Genomic DNA, 15390 nt, shown 5'->3' with positions numbered 1-15390 from the left:
CCCGGTCAGTAGGTCGCGAACGAGCGCAGCGGCATCCTCGGCCCGAAGCGGGGCGCGTGCACGCCCCCGGTGGCCAGCAACAGGCAGACCCGCCCCCGGTGTCCCCGGAACGGCTCCAGCAGGGCCAGCATCCGGGCGTCGTCCCCGCGCGCCTCACCGGCCAGCGCCCAGCTCACCGTGTTCGGGACGTGGTAGTCCCCGACGCTCACCGCGTCCGGGTCGCCGTACGCGATCCGGATCACCTCGGCGACGCTCCACGGGCCGATGCCGGGGATCGCGGTCAACCGCCGGGTCGCCTCGGCGGCGTCTGCGCACGCCTCCAGACGGTCGGCCAGGGCGGCGACCCGGCGCAGCGTCTCGGCCCGCCGCTGCTCCACCCCGAACGGGTGGAACACCCAGTACGGCGCGGCAGCCACCGCCGCCGGGTCGGGCGGCATCAGCAGCGGGAACGGCCCCGGTGCGGGCTCGGCGAAGTGCCGGACCATCGCCGCGTAGGCCCGGTACGCCTCCTTGCCGGTGACCTTCTGTTCGCAGACCGTCCGCAGCAACTGCCGGAAGACCCGGCCGGTGGCCGGCATCCGCAGCCCCTGGTGCCCGGCGGCCAGCCGGGACACCACCGGGTGCTGGCCGGCGAGGTCGGCGAAGCCGGTCAGGTCGTCCCGCAGCCCGGCGACCGCGTCGGCGCGTTCCAGCACCCAGCCGGCACCCGGCCCGTACCCCTCGGCGAGCAGGTCACCGTCGTGCCGGCGCAGGCACAGGGTGGCCGGTCCGTCCGGGGTGCGGGTGGCCCACCAGAACGCCCCGGCGGCGATCCGGGCGCACGGGTCGTACGGGCTGAAGGTCAGCGCCCGTACGGTCTCGGCGAGCCGGTGCTCCGGCGGCGGACGAAGGATCCGGGTGCAGGTCACCGGGCCACTCTGCCACGGCCTGCGCCGACTGCCGGTGGCACCGGTCCGGCTCGCCGCCAGTTCGCATCGAGGGGGGCAGGGGATCAGATCCCCTCAGCTCCACCCAGTTCAAAGGCCGTTTCCGGTAGTCGGAGACGGCCTTTTCCGATCTTGTACAGCAGCGGAGTGCAGCAACAAGGTTGTCGCCTTGACCCGACAGGCCGCCGCACTTGAAGCGCTGCCGATGAAGGCAGAGAGTGTGGCGATGACTGAAATCAGCTTCGTGGTGCAGGGACTACCTCCGGCCAAGAATGAAGCCAAGTCGATGCTCGCCTCTGGTCATGTCTACGCCGACCGCGTGTTAGCACTGCTCCGAGCTGCAAGAGAGGCCGTCGGCGAGGGGCAGAAACCGCTCTTTCCGGACGGGCCGCTCACGCTGGATGTTTCGCTGGAGAGCCCGACCGAGCCGCCGTCGGACGCGACCAACTATTTGGGCGGCATTGCTGATGTGCTTGAGGCGAAGCAGCATCGGGGAGCCTTGGAACACTTGGGTGATCTTGCGTTCGTTGCCCTGTATGGGAACGACCGGCAGATTCAAGAGGTGCACTGAAGTGATCTCAACAACCTTGCGGTAGGTATTTGTATTCGAAATGGGTCAGGTGTAGCGCGGCTGCGATGATGTCGCCGATTCGTCGTGGGCTGATGGTCGTGTGGCGTAGCGTCTTCCAGCGTCCGATGAGGATGGCGAAGCCGCGTTCTCCCTGCCAACGCAGGCCGCGTAGCAGTCTGTTGTATGCACGGTTGTCGGGCGCGAGGTGGTGGCCGTCGGCGGGTTGCTTGACGGGGGTCTTGATGCCGTGGCCTGCGCCTTCGTAGCCGGAGTCGGCCAGAGCGGGCAGGCCCAGCTCGGCGGCGGACCAGTTCAGGGCGGCGGTGACGCCCCGGTCGCGGGCGCAACTGGTGTCGTGCAGATGCCCCGGCATCGCCGCCGATGTCCAGATTGGCAGCCCGTCCGGGCGCATGACGGCTTGGATGTTCGCGCCGAAGTCGCGGTGCTTTCCGGAGAACCAGGCGTCGATCACCTCACCCTTGACCGACAGGGTCGTCTCGGTGACCCGGTCGCAGTCGAACAGCTTGCCGTCGAGGATCACGTGCGACCAGCCGTCGGCGGCGGCCCGACGCAGCGCGGTGTGCAGATCGCTCGCCTGGGCGGCAAGGACCGTGACGCCCTCGTCGCGGTAGCGGTAGGCGGTCGCCCGGGAGATGCCGAACCCGGCGGCCAGGAGGGTCATGTCCTCACCCTTGCGGAACCAGACCAGCACCATCAGGGCCTGGTAGAAGCAGGTCAACGCCCGCGCGCCCCGACGGGTGCCGCAGGCCCGGCGCTGCGCGTACAGCAGACGCGCCACGTGCTGCACGAGTTCCCTCGGGACGTCGACCATGGCACGATAGGCAATCACGTGGAGCCCTCTCGAAGACGTGGATCTGTCGCAAGAACCTGTCTATCGATGGCTCCACGCCTGTATCCACTGCCGCCCGACTCGCCGCCTTCGACCGTGTCGCGCCAATCAACCCTTATGCGTTGCTGAGATCACCTCACTACCGGTGGGAGCGTGCCGACCAGACGCGCTATCAGGTTCGACTCCGGCGGCGCTGAGAGCGAGCAGTCCGGTCAAGCAACCTCAGGACTGCTCATCATCGTTCGTGTTCAACTGCTGGCCGAGGCGCTTGAGTGCGGCTTGGGTGGCCGCCGAGGTGGCCTCGCTGTAGATGTTCATGGTTTACGACGATCTGGCTGTGCCGGAGGATCTGCATGGTGACCCGGGGGTGGACGTCGAGGGCGACCAGCAGGGACGCGCAGGTGCGGCGGGTGGTGTGCACGGAGATCTCACGGACGCCGGCCTTGCGGCAGCGGGTCTTGAACTCCCGGTGGAAGTTCCTCGGCTCGACCGGGTGCCGAGTCGGGGAGAGTGGTGGAGGTTCGTCGCCGGCAGCCGGCCGCGCCGCGCCTGAGCAGCGCGACGCAGGAAAGGACGCGCCGGGTCCGCGCGGCAAGCCCCGAACATGGGGGCGGTGGCCGCGCGCGGCATGCTGGTCGTCCAGGAGTCGGCTCCCCAACCGCTCAGGGTCAGGTCAACTGCTCACCTGGGAGGGGGAGGGGCGGCCACCGGTGGCCAGCTTCGACCCCGGGAGCCGGGTCCGTGTCGGGCGAGGTTGGGTCAACTGCGCCACTGTGGCGGTGTCCGCCGGGGGCGAGGTCCGTGACACGAGAGCCGACTCACTCTGTCCGGCAGCGTCCGTACGGGCCGTCAAGGTCCGGTTCGCATTCATCAGGCTCAGCTTCTCGCCAGGCAGAAAGGGTGTCCGGCCGGGTCGAGGAAGACGCGCCATCGGTCGCTACCCGGCTGAGTCTCCGGCTTGGTCGCGCCTAGCCCCAGGACCAGGGCCTCGGCCTCGTCGAGGTCGTCGACAGCGAAGTCAAGGTGAAGCTGCTGCGGCACACGTTGATCGGGCCAACTCGGCGCCTGGTAGTCGTCGACCCGTTGCAGGCCGATGAAGAGTTCGCCTTCGCCGAGCAGTCCGACGAAGTCGTCGTCGGACTTGGCGTCGATGTCGAGTCCGGTGGCCTGCTGGTAGAAGGCGGCCAAGATCCACGGATCCGGGCAGTCGAGTGTTATTGCCGTGAGCTTCAGTTGTGGGGGCATCGGCAACTCCATCTTGGCAACGAAGAGACGTCGTGATTCATGGCCGACAGCGTGCCCGGTAGTGATCTGGGCGGCAATAGCAGTGACCTCAGACAAGATCAACGGGTACAAGTGACGCCGACAAGAGCTGTAAACCGCTGTAAGTAAGGCAGTGATAGAAATCGCCGAGGTCAGGCGGCCGGTCCGCCCGTTGGAGTCGATCAGCACACCGCCGAAGGGGTTCAGGTTCAAGCCTCAGCCCCCACCTGAGCCCGTGCCCGATCCGTGCCCGATGCAGCGGTCAACACCGGCCAGCGGAGGTCCGTTGCAGAGCCTGGCCGTGTTGCCTGTGCGTCCATGACCAGCCAGCACCAGGCCCGAAGGCCACGACCTGCGTCAAGGCTTGCTTGACGCGGAGGGCCGGGCGGTGGCCCGCTCCCCAAGAGGACGGGTTGACGGTAGACGGGATGGAATCGCATGCAGTGACGAACGGGGTGGCCGGCGGCATGACTTCCGGGGCAGGATCATGCCATGGATGAAGATCGACTTATTCGCACCGCCGTCCGTGTTCGAAGGGGCAAGCTGGCAGACGCAGACGTCTTAGGCGAGCTGAACGGCTTGGTGCAGCAGTTACATTCAGATGCCGAGCCTGCCGAGTTCAAGGCACCGGATGCTGCGGCAGCGGCCGAGTTCTTCCGTGGACAGCTCCAGCGGGCCGACATGGTGATACTTCTCGCGGAGCTTGGCGATCACGTAGTCGGCTACCTCACCGCCGAGGAGACGCGTCGGCGCGACAACCCTTTTACTGAGGCGTTTGGAATGTTGTACATCCATCACCTTGCGGTAGCCGAGTCGGCGCGTCGGCGTGGCGTGGGTCGGGCATTGATGGCTGCTGCGGAGGAGGAGGCTCGCCGTCGTGGTTTGAAGGACCTACGGCTGGACTTCTGGTCCTTCAACGAAGCGGCTGGGCGGTTTTTCCAGGAGCACGGATTCGACGCGTACAACATCAGGATGCGCCGGGCCATCTCATGATTTGGACGCGGGCCCTGGGCCTGACCCCCGCCAGCGTGAGCGACCGGTACAGGTCATTGGCGAGCCCTTCCGGTCCGCTCGCAGGCTCCCGGCACAGTTGGGTGACTATTTGGGTGACGATCGGGACGGACACCGGCGGACTGTCACGGACGCTGGGGGATGGGCCTGGCAGTTCAGCGGCTTCGGATCCGCAGGTCAGCGTCCCGTGTTGGTTGCCTGGGGGTCAAGGAGTCTAGGCCGTCGCCAGGCCGTGGAACGTCGACCAATGATGCCCAACGGCAGCGATCGATGCCTGGTATTTGCGCAACTCAAGCGGGCGATAGGCATCCTTTGCCCGCCTGGCACCCGGCAACAGTTCAACGCCAAGTGATTCCTCGGCGTGGGCGGCGCGCGGCATTACGTAGCGTGGAGCGCAGGTGTACTGTCCGATGTGGCGGCCCGTCGGGGTAGAGGCCGGCGGGACCGCCGCCCCAGCCCTCTACCTGGGAGTACGCTGTGTCGCCCATCGCTGACCCACGTTTCGGTGCCCAGCTTCGCCGGCTGCGTACGGAAGCGAGGATTTCGCTTCGCGCTCTCGCGCAGGTGGTGTACCAGAGCAAGAGTCAGCTTCACGACCTGGAGGCAGGGCGACGGCAGCCGAGCGACGACGTGGCGAGGCGTCTGGATGACGCTCTTACCGCAGATGGCCGGCTGATGGCGTTGGCGCGTCCGCCCGAGTTGCCGGGCGACGGTGCTGATCGGATCGCCTTCGCTGCTCGTCATCCGATGCGGACTGATCCGGCTACGGTCGACGCGCTCGCGGATCTCCTGGCGAGTCAACGTCGTCTTGACGATGTTCTTGGTGCTGCCGCTGTCATGCCGGCGGTCCAGGCGAACCTGGATCTCGTCAGCCATCTGGCCCGCGAGGCGCACGACGATCTACGGAGCCGGTTGATCGATCAGGCTGCGCAGTGGGCGCAGTTCGCCGGTTGGTTGGGTATCGCCGCCGGTGATCATGGCTGGTCGCGGCACTGGCTGAATCAGGCGTTGGAGTGGACCGTCGAGAGCGGGCATGACGCGCTGCTGGGTACGGTGCTGTCCTTCCGCGCCGATCTGGCCGGGCAGACGGGGGACATCGGTGCCCTGCTCGGCGTGACCCGGGCGGCGCTGACCAGGCCGGGTATGTCGCCGGGGCAACTCGCGTACGACCATTACCAGCTTGCCCGCGCATGCGTCCTCGCTGACGACCGGCAGGCGGCGATCAATACGGCGGTGGCGGCCGACGAGCGGGCGATAGCCGCGCTGGAGCACAAGGGCGAGATGCCGCCGTGGGACTACTACCGGGACCGAGCGTTCTTCGACCTGGAGGCCGGCACCACCCGGGCCGCGCTCGGACAGCACGAGTAGGCGGTGGAGTTGTTGACCGCCGGTCTCGACGGGTTGGATGCCGACTCGGCTTCGGCCGACTGGACCGGCACGTACGTGTGCCACCTCGCCGGTGCACAGCTAGCCATCGGTGAACGCGACAGCGCAGCCCAGTCGGTGGAGCGAGCCCGATGTATCGCCGCCCGAAACCGGTCCAGCCGGTTGTCCGCCCTTGTCCGCAACCTGTCCGCGTCCATGGACAAGTGACCGGACGCGTGCTACCTGGAATGTGACCGGCTGATCACCCGATGCTGTGACCAGGGCGGGTTCGCCACGGTCATCAGTACCGAGAATGCGTGACCCGCTTGGAGCCGGGCGCGGTGGTGTCGGTCCTTTCAGAGCACGCCGGCGCGCCCCTACCAGCGGAGGTAGGGATGAGCGAGGACGCTCCGTCCGAGAGCCGAGGCGAGCAGATCCAGGCAGCGGAGCGGGAGGCTGCCCGGCAGCGGATTCTCGCGGAGGCTGAGGCGGATCGAATACCGGCTGAGGAGACTACGCGGGCGGTACCGGACCGGCGGTGGCGTCGTGGACAGCACTGATCTGTTGCCGATCGGTCGCCGGGTGGCGTACTGGCGGGGCCGGCGAAAGCTGTCGCAGCAGGTGTTCGCCGACCGGCTCGGCAAGTCCAAGAGCTGGGTCGACAAGGTGGAGCGGGGTGTTCGGTCGCTGGACAAGGTGTCGATCCTCCAGGACGTCGCTGCGGTCCTGCGGATCGACACGGCGGTGCTACTCGGCCGGGACGCCAAGCCGGCCGGGGTGACCGAGCGTGCCGGGGGTGTCGAGCGGATTCGGGCGGCGCTGTCGACGTACGAGATCGCGTTGGAACGGCCGGCAGCCCGCCGCCCTGTGCTGCCGGCTGAGAGGCTGGCGCGGGAGGTAGCCCACTTGTGGACCACCTTCCAGCACGCCCGCTACCCGCAGGTGGTCGACCTGCTGCCGCAGTTGGTGGCCGACGCGCAGCGCACCCACGTTCACGATCCCGGCAGGGGTCGGGTGCCGCTGGTGGAGGCGTACCGGGTGACGGCCGCGCTGTCGGTGAAGCTCGGTGCCCCCGATGTGGCGTGGCTGGCCGTCGACCGGGCGATGACCGCTGCTACCGGTGACCGGGGGTTGGTGGCTGCTGCTGCGGTGCAGCTCGGTCAGGTGTTGCGTGCTTCGGGACGGGTGCGGGTGGCGAAGTCGGTGATGCTGGCCGCCGCGTACCGCATCGCTCCGCCGGTGGCCGAGTTCGTCGACCCGGCCGAGTTGTCCCTGTGCGGAACCCTGCTGGTGCAGGCCGCCCTGGCCGCCGCCCGCGACGGGGACGACCGCACCGCCGCCGAGCTGATCGACGAGGCCGCCGAGATGGCTGCCCGGGTGGGGGACGGTCACGACCACCACCGGACCGGGTTCGGACCGACGGCGGTGGAGCTTGCCCGGATCACCGCAGCGGTGGAACAGGGCGACGCGGAGGAGGCCGTGGCCCGGCACGAGAAGGCGATCAAGCGGGACGGCTGGCGGTGGCTGCCCGCCGAACACCGTGCCGCGTACCTGGTCGACGCTGCCCGCGCGTACCTCCAGGTCGACGACCCGATCAACGCCGGCCGGGTCCTGATCGAGGCCGACCGGATCGCACCCGCCGAGATCCGCCACCGACCAGCCGGCCGAGACGTGCTCGCCCTGGTCGCCCGTGACCCCGCCGCCCCGACGACGCTCGTCCAACTCGCCGCCACTCTCGGGGTGGGCTGAGGATGACCGCGCCGTTCCTGTCCCTGACCCAGATCCGTAACCGGCTGATCCTCACCGCCCGCTGGGTCCTCCGCGACCACCGACCCGGACCCGACGGACGCTGCCCGATCTGCCGAGTCGCAGGCTGCCCGGTGGCGACCGCCGCCCGGAACGTCCTCCGCACCGCCGAAGAAGTACAGCAGCGGAGTGCAGCAGCCGAGCCGCCCGAACCCGACCGGGACAACCCTCAGCGGGCCGGATGACCTCGGACGACACCCGAGCTGACCGACTCGTCGCCAGTTCGCATCGAGCAGGTCACCGACGAACGGAGAAGATCCCGGGCGGGGGTGGCGTGGACGCGGTCGCCCCGGCGTCCCGGACCACCGTCGCGCCGCTCGCGAAACGGTCCAGCTCCGCCCCGGCGACCACCCGTCCGGGGAACCAGTCTCCGGCGGCCCGCCGGGTCAGCGCCGCGACCGGCGGATCCTCCCGGCCGGCGACCAGCACCAGGTTGCCGTACCGGCGGCCCCGCAGCACCGCCGCGTCGGCGACCAGGCAGGCCCGGGGCAGCACGGTCCGGACCGTGGACACCTGGGCGCGGGCGTACCGCAGCGGCGGACCGTCGGCCAGATTGGCCAGGTACCAGCCGCCCGGCCGCAGCACCCGGGCCACCTCGGCGACGTACTCCACCGAGGTCAGGTGTGCCGGGGTGCGGGCACCGGCGAAGACGTCGGCGACGACCACGTCGTACGCGGCGTCCGGCGTGGTGGCGACCACCTCGCGGGCGTCGGCGACCCGGACCCGGATCCGGGCCTGCGCCGGCCAGGGCAGGGCCCGGCGGACCAGCTCCACCAGCGCGCCGTCCACCTCGACCACCCGTGACGCCGAGCCGGGCCGGGTGGCCGCCAGGTAGCGGGGCAGGGTCAGCGCGCCGCCGCCGAGGTGCAGCACCCGCAGCGGTACGCCGGCCGGGGCGAGCAGATCCAGCGCGGCGGCGAGCCGGCGCACGTACTCGAACTCCAGGTGGGTCGGGTCGGTCAGGTCGACGTGCGACTGCGGTGCCCCGTCCAGCAGCAGGGTCCACGACCCGGGGCGGTCGGCGTCCGGCAGCAGTTCGGCCTCACCGGTGTCGACCCGCTCGACCACCCGGTCCTCGCCCCGCCTACGCCCCATGCGGCCCAGTATCCCCGCCGCCCGCGCCCCGATGGTCAGCGGCGGCGGCGGGCGGCGGCGGAGAGCGCGCGGTGCAGCAGGCGGGCGTCGCCGAGCAGGGCGCGCAACCGGCGTTCCAGGCCGGCGATCGGGACGAGGTTCTGCGGGGCGCGCGGATCCTTGTACGGGGTGGAGGCGAACCGGGGGAGGGTGACCAGGGAGAGGTCGGCGAGCGCGATCGCGTCGGCCGGATCCAGGTCCGGTGAGCACTCCACCCGCACGATGCCCGCCCACGGCGCACCCCGCGCCACCGGCAACCGCAGATACCACGACCAGCCGCCCCAGCCGGTGCCCACCCGCAGTCGGAACACCGGGCAGCGCTGCCCCGGCGCCAGGCCGGTCACCACCGCCGTCAGCCGGGCGTCGAGGTACTGGCTGTGCTGCGTCTTGACATACCCGAGGGTGCGGGGCAACTGCCGTCGGGCACGCAACGGACCGTCCACCACCAGCAGGTCGCCGTCGGTCCGGGCGGCGTCGGAGACCGCCACCTCCAGCGCGGTCAGCGGGCCCTGCACGGCGGCCGGCAGCTTGCTCAGCTCGCCGCTGCCGCCAACCCGGTGCACCGGGTACCGCACCGAGCCGGCCACCATCTCCTGCGCCGACGGGCTGGCCGTGAAGAGCCCCCGGGCCACCCGGGCGCCAGCCATCTCCGCCGCGCCCCGCCCCAGGTCACAGCGGACCACCCCGGCCGCGTACGACGCCGCCACCCCCGGGTAGGAGACCCCGTCCGACTCGGCCGTCCAGACGCTGGCGTCGATCCGGCGCACCCCGTCGACCAGCAGCACCATCTCGGGGGCCCGCACCCCCGGCCGGGGATCGAGCGCCCGCCAGTCGGCCGCCGGCAACTCCACGTCCGGGTCGACCTGGGCGCTGCTCGGGGCGGCCGGCCCGCCCGGGGACGCCTCGAACGACACCCCGTACGCCGGGTCCCACGCGTCCACGAAGAACTGCGGACGACCCGCCCCGCTCACCGGGCACTCCTCGCGCTCACAAGCCCATCCGTTCCACGCGGGCGCTGCGGGCGTCCTTGCGGACCTCGAAGCGCACCGGGATCCGCTCGGCGAGTGCCGGCACGTGGGTGACCACCCCGACCATCCGGTCGCCCCGGGCGGCCAGGCTCTCCAGGGTGGCGGCCACCGTGTCCAGGGTGGCCGCGTCGAGGGTGCCGAACCCCTCGTCCAGCACTATCGACTCCAGGCTCGCCGCCGTCGTGGAAAGGCCGGCGAGCTGCTCGGAGAGGGCCAGCGCCAGCGCCAGGGACGCCTGGAAGGTCTCCCCACCGGAGAGCGTCCGCACCCCCCGCCGCAGCCCGGCGTCGTGGTGGTCGACCACGAAGAACTCGCCCTTGTCGTGGACCAGGTCGTACTGCCCGCCGGAGAGTTCCCGCAGGATCCGCGAGGCCCCGTCGACCAGCACGTCCAGCGCCTCCGCCAGCAGCCACCGCTCGAAGTTGTTGGCCCGCAGGTGACCGGCGAGCGCACGGGCCACCCGGGCCTCGCGCTCGTGTCCGGCCCGCTGCTCGCGCAGCTCGGCGGCCTGTTCGCGGCGCTCCACCAGTCTCCGGTGGGCCGCCTCGGCGCGCTCCACCGCGATCGTGGCCGCCCGGACCGGGTCGTCGTCGGGCGGCAAGCCGGCGGACGCGAAGAGGCCGGCGATCCGTTCCTCCACCGCCCCGGCGGCGACCTCCGCCGCCGTCACCGCCGTGACCAGGCCCGGCCGGTCCGTGCGCCGCCGGTCCGCCTCTTCACCGGTCCAGCCGGCCAGACCGGCCCAGGCGGCGGCGAGGTCGTCCCGATCGGCGGACGGGGGGCCGAACCGGGCCAGGCCGTCCCGTACCCGGTCGAACTCCCGCCACGCGGTGCGCAGCCCCTCCTCGGCCGCCTCGACCGCGCCCCGGGCGTGCCGGGCGGCGTCCCGCCCCGCGCGCACCGCGCCCGCCGCCTCGTCCAGGGCCGCGCGCAGCCGGGCGTGCTCGGCCAGCTCGTGCCGCAGCGCCTCGGCGGTGGCGGCTCCGGCGAGCTGCTCGTCCACCTCGGCCAGGCGGCCCCGCAGCTGGTCGTGCTGGGCCCGGGCGCGCAGCAGCACCCGTTCCCGGTCCCGGGCGACGGTGTCGCACTCCTGCATCCGCCGCGTCGCCGCGTCGCTGGCGGCCCGCGCCGCCTTCCCGGCGGCGACGGCCCGGGCCACCGCCGACCCGGCCGGGACCGTCGGCACCCGGGGCACCACCTGCTCGCACACCGGGCAGCACGCCCCGTCGGCCAGCTGCGCCCGCAGCGCCACCGCCTGGTCGGTGGCCTTCGCGTCCTCGTGCGCCCGGAACGCCGCCTCCAGCTCGGTCCCGGCCCGTTCGGCAGCCGCCCGCGCCCCGGCCAGCGCCGCCACCGCCGCCTCGTGCTCCGTCTCGGCCCCGGCCACGGTGGCGGCCACCACCGCCGCCTCGCCGGCGAGGCGGTCCCGGTCGGCGTGCGCCTTCAGCAGCAGCCGCAGGGCACTCTCGTCACCCGCACCGGCCAGCTCGCCGCGCAGCTTCTCCTCGCGCTCCTCGGCCAGCGCCACCGCTTTCGCCGCCTGGTCGGCACCGGTCCGGGCGGCAGCCACCGCCCGGGCCACCTCGGCCACCCCGCCGGGCGCGCGCACCCCGTCGAGCACGGTCAGGTCGGCGTCGAGGGCGGCCAGTGCCGCGTGCGCGTCCCGCGCCGCCGTCCGGGCCCGGTCCCGCTCCGGTACGGCCTCGGCGACCGCACCGGCCAGTTCGTGTGCCCGGGTCACGGCGGACTCCGCCTCGGCCAGCGCCGTGTCGTCGACGTCGGTCAGGCCGCCGAGCATCCGGGCGACCTCCTCCAGCCGCGCCTCGGCCTTCCCGGCCCGCTCGGTGGCGCGCTTCTGCACCTCCTCGTAGACGCCGAGGCCGAGCAGGTTGACCAGGATCTGCTGCCGGGTGGCCGGTTTGGCGTGCAGGAAGTCCGCGAACTGCCCCTGCGGCAGCACCACACAGCTGGTGAACTGCTCGTACGGCAGCCCGACCGCCTCCAGGACCGCCGCCTCCATCTCGGCCGGGGTGCCGGCCAGCACCTCGCCGAGATCCTCCGGGCTGAGCCCGGTGTCCAGCTTGGTGACGTCGAAGCCGGGTGGCATGAGCTGCAACCCGGCGTTGGCGGTCTTGACGGTGCCCCGGCCGTCCCGGCGGACCACCCGGGTGGCGACGTAGCGGTCCCCGGCGGACTCGAACACCAGCCGGACCCGCGCCTCGGCGGAGGACGGGGCGAGCGCGTTGGCCAGGCCCCGCGCGCCGCCCCAGCGGGGGACCGTGCCGTAGAGGGCGAAGCAGATCGCGTCCAGCACCGTCGACTTGCCCGATCCGGTCGGCCCGACCAGCGCGAAGAAGTCGGCGTCGGTGAAGTCGACGCTGGTCTCCTCGCGGAAGACGGTGAAGCCCGCCATGTCCAGCCGCATCGGGCGCATCAGCGGTCGACCTCCTCGAACAGCTCGTCGAACAGCTCGCGCACGCCGTCGTCGTCGTGCCCGCGGCCGGCCAGGTAGTCGGCGAAGAGCTGCTGCGGGGAGCGGCCGGCCCGCTGGGCGGCGCGGGCGCCGCTGCCGGGGGCGGGCACCAGCTCCGGGTCGATCCGGATCTCCAGGGCCCGGGGGAGCAGCTCCTGGACCTCCTCGCGCAGCCCGGCGCGGGGCTGCTCCCGGACGAACACCCGCAGCCATCCCTCGGGCGGCTCCAGTTCGGCGAGCTGGGCCAGGGTGCCCCGGACGGTGCGCAGCGGCACCGCGGCGGAGACCGGCACCTCGCGGACCTGCGCCGCCGTCCGGGCGGTCACCTCGACCAGCGTCACCGAGCAGACGTTCTCCTGCTCGCCGAAGTCGATCGCGATCGGGCTGCCGCTGTACCGCACCGGGCAGGGCCCGTCGACCCGCTGGGCCCGGTGCAGGTGCCCGAGCGCCACGTAGTGGGCGGTGCCCGGGAAGACCGTGGCGGGGACGGCGTACCCCATGACGGTGTGCGCGTCCCGTTCCCCGCCGCCGGTGCTCGCGCCGACCACGGTCAGGTGCGCGGTGACCAGGTGCACCCGGTCGGGCTCGTCGAAGCCCTCGGTGAGCCGGGCCAGCACCCGGCCCAGATGGTCGGCGTACGTCTGGGTGGCCTCGGCGGCCGTCAGCTCGTACATCTCCACCGCGCGGACGGCGTACCGGTGGGAGAGGAAGGGCAGCGCGGCGAGTTGCCAGCGCTCGCCGCCGGGGGTCGTGCCGTCGACGACCAGGTCGGCGGGGTTGGTGTCCCGGACGCTGCCGCGCAGCACGATGCCGGCGGCCTCGGCCCAGGGGCGCAGCGCGTCCAGGGCCGGGCCGTTGTCGTGGTTGCCGCCGATGGCGACCACGTCCGCGCCGGTGCGGCGCAGCGCGGTCAGCGCCCGGGTGACCAGCCGGGTGGCCTCCGGGGTGGGGGAGCCGGTGTCGTAGAGGTCACCCGCGACGACGACCAGGTCGGGCCGCTCCTGTCGGGCGATCTCGATGACCTGGGCGAGGACCTGCTTGTGCTCCTCGGCGCGGGACTGGCCCTTGAGGACCTTACCGACGTGCCAGTCGGAGGTGTGCAGGATCTTCACAGGCTGTCAACCCCTCTAGAACGGGATGTCGTCGTCGGTGCCGCCGGAGCCGACCACGGCGAACGGGTCGGCGGCCTGGGTGATCGACCGGAGCGTCTCCGACGGGGCGTGACCGGCCTCGGAGACCCGGGTGGCCCAGGCCGGGAAGGGAAACTCCAAGCAGAGCGGCACCGGGATGTCCGGCTGGTTGACGAACATGGTGCCCGGCTTGGCCAGCAGCGCCCGCTGCCGTTGGGCCGGCGGGAGGAAGCCGTACTCCGGGCGGGACGCCTCGGCCGGGTCGAGTCGGCCGACCACCCGGATCGCCGAGTTGGTGACGATCCGCCGCTCCACCTCGCTCGCCGTCTGCTGGGCGCCGACCAGGATCACCCCGAGCGAGCGGCCCCGCTCGGCGATGTCGAGCAGCACCTCCTTGATCGGCGAGGAGCCTTCCCGGGGGGCGTACTTGTTCAGCTCGTCGAGGACGACGAAGAGAAGTGGCCGGGCGGTGCCGGCCTTCTCCTTGCGCTCGAACTCGCCGCGCAGCGTCACGCCGACCACGAACCGCTGGGCCCGGTCCGGCAGGTTGTGCAGGTCGACCACGGTGACCTGGGCGCTCTCCGCGGTGTTGATCGAGTGCGGGCGGCGGCTGGCGAGGTCGCCGCGGATCAGCCGGCCGAGGTCCTTCTTGCTGCCGATCAGCCGGCGGGCGAAGGCGTTGACGGTGCCGATGCCGACCGCGCTGCCGGTCCAGTCGCTGCGGGTCTCGTCGTCGTTGAGCTGCTCGACGATGTGGTCGACCAGGTCGGTGTACGAGCCCAGCCGGACGCCGTCGATGCTCACCCCGCCGTCGGCGGGCTGGGCGTACCGGGCCAGGTGCGCGGTGACCGCGTGCACCACCATCGTGTACTGCTGGCGTTCGTCGTCGGCGTCGGCGAAGACGTACGGCAGGAGCCGGTCGGCGCAGAACTCGCTCAACGTCCAGTAGAAGCTGTCCACCCCGGTGAGCCGGCTGCTGACGTCCGGCGTGCCGGAGGAGTCGCCGACCCGGGGCGGGGCGTGCACGCGCACGTCCGGGAAGGCCCCGGCGGCCAGCCCGAGCTTGGCGTACGCCGCCCGCGTCGGGTCGTCGAGCCGGGTGTTCGGATGGTCGAGGAAGAGCAGGTCCTCACCCTTGACGTTGAAGATCAGCGCCTTCGCGTTGACCGCGTCGCCGCCGAGCACCCCGGAGCGGAACACCGAGTAGAGCAGGAAGGTGGCGAAGCTGGTCTTGGTGGCCACCCCGGAGATGCCGGAGATGGACACGTGCGCGCCCCGGCTGCCGTCGAGGAAGTCGGCGTTCAGGTAGACCGGCACCCCGTCGCGCCCTGTCCCCATCGGGATGCGCCGTTCCATCCGGTCGAAGTGCAGCGCCCGGGCGCGGGCGTCGCCCTCGGCGCGGCGCACCACCGCGCCCGGGGTGGGTGGGACGTACAGCTCCGGGTCGACCCGGGTGGTGGTGATCTCGGCGGCCTCCTGCACCTGGGCCGGGAGGGTGCCGTCGGCGATGGCGAAGACGTCCGAGTCGAACTGGGCCCCCTCGTGCCGGGCGCGGACCTGGGTCACCACCCCGGCGATCGTCACCGGCTCCCGGTCGGGCAGCTCCCGCCGGGTCACCACGACGTCGTCGAGTTGCAGGTAGCTGCCGTCGGAGACCGCCGTCCAGAACTGGAGAGGGGTGGCGTCGGCGGTGCCGAGGACCCGCCCCACCGCCTCGCCGGAGCCGTCGAACGCGTCGTCGGCCGTCACCGGGCTGTCGTCGATCATCGCCGGGCTCCGCCGGCCGGGCTGTCGGTCATCGCCGGGCTCCGCTGGTCAGTCGCGTTCGCTCAG

The 15390-nt window shown here is 71.9% G+C and carries 14 protein-coding genes; 6 read left to right on the top strand and 8 right to left on the bottom strand.

The features are described from left to right. Nucleotides 1-5: 5 nt before the first annotated feature. Nucleotides 6-908: a DNA-3-methyladenine glycosylase family protein gene (locus tag GA0074694_RS29230; RefSeq protein ID WP_091463111.1), complete on the bottom strand. Its 903-nt coding sequence runs from the start codon at nucleotides 906-908 to the stop codon at nucleotides 6-8. Between the two features lie 187 nt (nucleotides 909-1095). Between GA0074694_RS29230 and GA0074694_RS29225 the strand changes: the two genes are divergently transcribed. Then, nucleotides 1096-1497 (top strand): hypothetical protein, encoded by a 402-nt coding sequence (locus tag GA0074694_RS29225; protein ID WP_141714306.1) that lies wholly within the window; start codon nucleotides 1096-1098, stop codon nucleotides 1495-1497. Between the two features lie 7 nt (nucleotides 1498-1504). Here GA0074694_RS29225 and GA0074694_RS29220 read toward each other — a convergent pair whose 3' ends face one another. Both GA0074694_RS29220 and GA0074694_RS34025 read right to left on the bottom strand, forming a co-directional pair. Next, on the bottom strand, nucleotides 1505-2347 hold the full coding sequence (locus tag GA0074694_RS29220; protein WP_091456330.1) for a transposase family protein: 843 nt from the start codon (nucleotides 2345-2347) through the stop codon (nucleotides 1505-1507). Nucleotides 2348-3223: 876 nt separating this feature from the next. Further along, the gene (locus GA0074694_RS34025; protein WP_342670951.1) at nucleotides 3224-3823 is read right to left on the bottom strand and encodes a VOC family protein; all 600 of its coding nucleotides are present in this window, start codon (nucleotides 3821-3823) and stop codon (nucleotides 3224-3226) included. Between the two features lie 279 nt (nucleotides 3824-4102). Between GA0074694_RS34025 and GA0074694_RS29205 the strand changes: the two genes are divergently transcribed. From GA0074694_RS29205 to GA0074694_RS29180, 5 genes are all read left to right on the top strand, one after another. Then, nucleotides 4103-4603, top strand: coding sequence for a GNAT family N-acetyltransferase (locus GA0074694_RS29205; RefSeq protein ID WP_091463109.1), 501 nt, complete (start codon nucleotides 4103-4105; stop codon nucleotides 4601-4603). Between the two features lie 495 nt (nucleotides 4604-5098). Further along, the gene (locus GA0074694_RS29200; RefSeq protein ID WP_091463108.1) at nucleotides 5099-5989 is read left to right on the top strand and encodes a helix-turn-helix domain-containing protein; all 891 of its coding nucleotides are present in this window, start codon (nucleotides 5099-5101) and stop codon (nucleotides 5987-5989) included. A 12-nt stretch (nucleotides 5990-6001) separates the two neighbouring features. Beyond that, on the top strand, nucleotides 6002-6214 hold the full coding sequence (locus tag GA0074694_RS29195) for a hypothetical protein (RefSeq protein ID WP_141714305.1): 213 nt from the start codon (nucleotides 6002-6004) through the stop codon (nucleotides 6212-6214). Nucleotides 6215-6532: 318 nt separating this feature from the next. Beyond that, entirely contained in the window at nucleotides 6533-7735 is a 1203-nt protein-coding gene (locus tag GA0074694_RS29185; RefSeq protein ID WP_245714967.1) for a helix-turn-helix domain-containing protein, read from the top strand. Between the two features lie 2 nt (nucleotides 7736-7737). Beyond that, nucleotides 7738-7977 (top strand): hypothetical protein, encoded by a 240-nt coding sequence (locus GA0074694_RS29180; RefSeq protein ID WP_091463105.1) that lies wholly within the window; start codon nucleotides 7738-7740, stop codon nucleotides 7975-7977. Nucleotides 7978-8029: 52 nt separating this feature from the next. Here the strand turns inward: GA0074694_RS29180 and GA0074694_RS29175 are convergent, their stop codons facing one another. Genes GA0074694_RS29175 through GA0074694_RS29155 form a run of 5 tightly spaced genes read right to left on the bottom strand, consistent with a single transcriptional unit; the run spans nucleotide 8030 to nucleotide 15324 of the window. Next, nucleotides 8030-8887: a spermidine synthase gene (locus GA0074694_RS29175; RefSeq protein ID WP_091463104.1), complete on the bottom strand. Its 858-nt coding sequence runs from the start codon at nucleotides 8885-8887 to the stop codon at nucleotides 8030-8032. Nucleotides 8888-8922: 35 nt separating this feature from the next. Beyond that, nucleotides 8923-9897 carry a hypothetical protein gene (locus GA0074694_RS29170; RefSeq protein ID WP_091463103.1) on the bottom strand — a complete coding sequence of 325 codons (975 nt, stop codon included), beginning with the start codon at nucleotides 9895-9897 and terminating at the stop codon, nucleotides 8923-8925. A gap of 16 nt (nucleotides 9898-9913) precedes the next feature. Next, nucleotides 9914-12388, bottom strand: a complete 2475-nt coding sequence (locus GA0074694_RS29165; protein ID WP_091463102.1) for an AAA family ATPase — start codon at nucleotides 12386-12388, stop codon at nucleotides 9914-9916. After that, nucleotides 12388-13539, bottom strand: a complete 1152-nt coding sequence (locus GA0074694_RS29160) for an exonuclease SbcCD subunit D (protein ID WP_091463101.1) — start codon at nucleotides 13537-13539, stop codon at nucleotides 12388-12390. Before GA0074694_RS29160 ends, GA0074694_RS29165 begins: the two co-directional genes overlap by 1 nt. A gap of 15 nt (nucleotides 13540-13554) precedes the next feature. Then, nucleotides 13555-15324, bottom strand: a complete 1770-nt coding sequence (locus GA0074694_RS29155) for an ATP-binding protein (protein ID WP_091463100.1) — start codon at nucleotides 15322-15324, stop codon at nucleotides 13555-13557. Between the last annotated feature and the right edge of the window lie 66 nt (nucleotides 15325-15390).

The organism is Micromonospora inyonensis, from assembly GCF_900091415.1.
In the GTDB taxonomy this organism is placed as follows: Bacteria; Actinomycetota; Actinomycetes; order Mycobacteriales; family Micromonosporaceae; genus Micromonospora; species Micromonospora inyonensis.
Note: the sequence above shows the minus strand (reverse complement) of the source record. Positions and strands in the feature narration are given on the sequence as shown.

Coding starts and splice junctions, on each gene's coding strand:
- GA0074694_RS29205 (WP_091463109.1), top strand. CDS start 4,103: ATGGATGAAGATCGACTTATTCGCACCGCCGTCCGTGTTCGAAGGGGC.
- GA0074694_RS29165 (WP_091463102.1), bottom strand. CDS start 12,388: ATGCGCCCGATGCGGCTGGACATGGCGGGCTTCACCGTCTTCCGCGAG.
- GA0074694_RS29175 (WP_091463104.1), bottom strand. CDS start 8,887: ATGGGGCGTAGGCGGGGCGAGGACCGGGTGGTCGAGCGGGTCGACACC.
- GA0074694_RS29155 (WP_091463100.1), bottom strand. CDS start 15,324: ATGATCGACGACAGCCCGGTGACGGCCGACGACGCGTTCGACGGCTCC.
- GA0074694_RS29180 (WP_091463105.1), top strand. CDS start 7,738: ATGACCGCGCCGTTCCTGTCCCTGACCCAGATCCGTAACCGGCTGATC.